This window comes from Aquitalea sp. S1-19 (genome assembly GCF_024343515.1).
Genome location: NZ_RJTZ01000182.1, coordinates 1 through 3,254, shown reverse-complemented (window position 1 = coordinate 3,254; position 3,254 = coordinate 1). Strand labels below are relative to the sequence as shown.

Here is a 3,254-nt window from a genome sequence, read left to right as displayed (position 1 = left end):
GGCCGAGGCGCGTGCCGCCTTCGCCGACCTGGGCGTCGCCTGCGTGCTAGAGAAGATGCTGGACCTCAAGCTTGAGGTGTCGGCCATCGTTACCCGTACCAGCGCCAGCCAGATGGCGGTATTCCCGCTGGCGGAAAACCGCCACGCGAACGGTATCCTCGATGTGTCCATCGTGCCGGCGCGCATTGCTGCCGGCTTGGCGGCATCCGCGCAAACGATGGCGCAGCGTCTGGCTGACGAACTGGATTACGTTGGCGTGCTGGCCGTCGAATTCTTTGTGCTGGGCGACGACACGCTGGTGGTCAACGAGATCGCGCCGCGTCCGCACAATTCCGGCCACTACACGCTGACCGCCTGCGTCACCGACCAGTTCCAGCAGCAAGTGCGCGCGCTATGCGGCCTGTTGCCGGGTTCGACCGAACTGATGACCCCGGTCGTCATGGTCAACCTGTTGGGCGATGTGTGGGGCGAAGATGGCAGCGAGCCCAAGTGGAATGTGCTGGCCGAGGCGCCGAATGCGCAGCTTTATCTGTACGGCAAGCGCGAGGCGCGCAAGGGCCGCAAGATGGGCCACTTCAACGTGATGGCAGCTACGGCCGACGCGGCGCTGGAGCAGGCCGAGGCGCTGAAAGACACACTCTGATTCATCAGGCGAAGCCATAAGGCTTCGCCTTTTCTTTATCTGGAAAAATTCATGACCGGCATCACCACCACCCATCTCAATAGCCTGAAAAAAATCTACTCCGGCAAGGTGCGCGACCTGTACGAAATCGACGACAAGCGCATCCTGATGATTGCCACCGACCGTCTGTCGGCGTTCGATGTGATTCTGGATGATCCGATTCCGGCCAAGGGCCAGATACTGACCGCGATCTCCAACTTCTGGTTCGACAAACTGAAAGACGTGGTGCCCAACCATCTGACCGGCGACAAGCCGGAAGACATGGTGTCGGCCGAGGATTTGCCGCAGGTAGAAGGCCGTGCCGTGGTGGCGAAAAAACTCAAGACCATCCCGATCGAGGCGGTGGTGCGCGGCTATATCGCCGGTGGCGGCTGGAAGGATTATCAGAAGACCGGCGCGGTATGCGGCATTACCTTGCCGGCCGGGCTGAAAGAGGCGGGCAAGTTGCCCGAGCCCATCTTTACGCCTTCGACCAAGGCGGCTGTGGGCGACCACGACGAGAACATCAGCTTCGATCAGTGCGTAGGCCTCATCGGCCAGGAGTTGGCCGAAAAGGTGCGCGACACCGCCATTCTCCTCTACAAAACTGCCGCCGAATATGCGGCGACGCGCGGCATCATTATCTGCGACACCAAGTTCGAGTTCGGTCTGGACGAGAACGGTACGCTGGTGCTGATGGACGAGGCGCTGACGCCGGACTCCAGCCGTTTCTGGCCGGCCGACAGCTACGCCGAAGGGATGAGTCCGCCATCGTTTGACAAGCAGTTTGTGCGCGACTGGCTGGAAGCATCCGGCTGGGACAAGGTGTCGGCCGCGCCTGCCGTACCGCTTGAGGTGCGCGAGAAGACCGCGGCCAAATACCGCGAGGCGCTGACGCGTCTGGCTGGTTAAGCGCTTAAATCCCCAGTGCGGTCGGGGTTTGGCGGCGCCGTACATTGCTTTATCATGACGGTCTTTGCTTCTCTTCCGGGACATGTCTGATGCCGCTGGATCCTGTCGTACTGTTTTTCCTTCTGGGTTTGGGGGCGGGGCTGGCCCGCTCCGACCTCAAACTGCCTGCCGCGCTCTATGAGTCGCTATCTGTTTTCCTGCTGATTGCCATTGGCCTGAAGGGCGGGGTGGCGCTGGCCAAGCTGGCCTCTCCTGTCATTGTTCTGCAGGTCGGCGCCGTGGTGGCGCTGGGTGTGGCGCTCACCATCCTGGCGTTTGCCTTGCTGCGCTTCAAGCTGGCCCGTGCCGATGCGGCCTCGATCGCGGCGCACTACGGCTCGGTCAGTGTGGTGACTTTTGCCGTAGGCACCAGCTTTCTGGCGCGTCAGGGCGTGTCTTACGAGCCGCAGCTGACGTTGTTTCTCGCGGTGATGGAGATGCCGGCGCTGATTGTCGGGGTGATGCTGGCGCGCGTCGGTGGCGGGCATCGGGTGGCCTGGGGACGGCTGGCGCATGAGGTGCTGCTGGGCAAGAGTGTGGTCTTGCTCGCTGGTGGCCTGCTTATCGGCTGGATCGCGGGTGAGAGCGGCATCAAGAGCCTGTCGCCCTTGTATTTCGACCTGTTCAAGCCGGTGTTGTCGCTGTTCCTGCTGGAAATGGGCCTGATTACCGCCAGCCGTCTGGGCGAGTTGCGCCGTTCGGGTCTGTTTATCGGGGCCTTTGCCCTGCTGGTGCCCTTGCTGTTTTCGCTGCTGGGACTGGGGGTCGCTTCATTGTTGGGACTGTCTGTCGGCGGAGCTTTTCTCTTGGCCGTGCTGGCAGCGTCGTCCAGTTATATTGCCGCGCCAGCGGCCATGCGTATCGCGGTGCCCGAGGCCAATCCGGCACTCTCGCTGGCGGCCAGTCTGGGCCTGACCTTTCCGTTTAACCTGCTCGCCGGCATCCCGCTTTACTGGGCTGTGACGTGCTATTTCTGGGGCGCATAAGATGGATTACCACCCTAAAAAGCTGCTGACCATTGTGTGTGAAGCCGTGCTGGAAGCGCCATTGACGCGCGACATCCAGCGTCTGGGCGCGCAGGGCTATACCGTGATCGATGCGCGCGGCGGCGGCCATTACGGCGTGAAGCGGGCGGCATGGAGCTTCGACCGCAATATCCGCGTCGAGGTGATTTGCGATGCGGAGGTGGCCGATGCCATCGCCACCCATGTCGCCGCACGCTATGCCCCGGATTATGGCCTGGTGTTGTATGTCGGCGACGTTGGCGTGATGCGACCTGGGCTTTTCTGAGGCTATGTCCCACACAAGTTGGCGCTCGCTGTCCGCGATGAGCGACGCTTATGCGTCAGCAGCCCAACCCCGTTTGCCGCGCGGAAGCGGCAAGCTCAAATATGTCCGCGCAGCGGACACAAAACCCGAAATCAAAGTCACCAACTTACAACTGGAACATCGCCTTTTCCAAGGCGGGCTTATTCAGGCCGGTATGATGTGCTCGACGCTGCCATCCAGTGCCATCAGATAGCACTCCACCTCTAGCGCCGGGTGCTGTTTGGTAATGCTGTTGCGCAGTGCCATCAGCGTTTCGGCGTGCACCTCGGTTTCTTTTTCCGGCATCTTGCCGAAATCCTCTCCTTTCACCACC

4 protein-coding genes are annotated in these 3,254 nt (G+C 61.4%); all 4 read left to right on the top strand.

All coding sequences use genetic code 11. The annotated features are described in order from the left end of the window. Window positions 1-643, top strand: a 643-nt coding sequence (locus EGI20_RS16780) for an ATP-grasp domain-containing protein (protein WP_498632847.1), incomplete at its 5' end; no start/stop codon positions are given. Window positions 644-694: 51 nt separating this feature from the next. Beyond that, the gene (locus EGI20_RS16775) at window positions 695-1,573 is read left to right on the top strand and encodes a phosphoribosylaminoimidazolesuccinocarboxamide synthase (RefSeq protein WP_124736226.1); all 879 of its coding nucleotides are present in this window, start codon (window positions 695-697) and stop codon (window positions 1,571-1,573) included. 89 nt (window positions 1,574-1,662) lie between these two features. Then, window positions 1,663-2,598: a sodium-dependent bicarbonate transport family permease gene (locus EGI20_RS16770; RefSeq protein ID WP_498632845.1), complete on the top strand. Its 936-nt coding sequence runs from the start codon at window positions 1,663-1,665 to the stop codon at window positions 2,596-2,598. Between the two features lies 1 nt (window position 2,599). Beyond that, window positions 2,600-2,902 carry a P-II family nitrogen regulator gene (locus EGI20_RS16765; protein ID WP_124736224.1) on the top strand — a complete coding sequence of 101 codons (303 nt, stop codon included), beginning with the start codon at window positions 2,600-2,602 and terminating at the stop codon, window positions 2,900-2,902. The last annotated feature ends 352 nt before the right edge of the window (window positions 2,903-3,254 follow it).

What these genes read in the sequence shown, in the direction of transcription:
- EGI20_RS16770 (WP_498632845.1), top strand. Translation starts at nt 1,663, where the DNA reads ATGCCGCTGGATCCTGTCGTACTGTTTTTCCTTCTGGGTTTGGGGGCG.
- EGI20_RS16765 (WP_124736224.1), top strand. Translation starts at nt 2,600, where the DNA reads ATGGATTACCACCCTAAAAAGCTGCTGACCATTGTGTGTGAAGCCGTG.
- EGI20_RS16775 (WP_124736226.1), top strand. Translation starts at nt 695, where the DNA reads ATGACCGGCATCACCACCACCCATCTCAATAGCCTGAAAAAAATCTAC.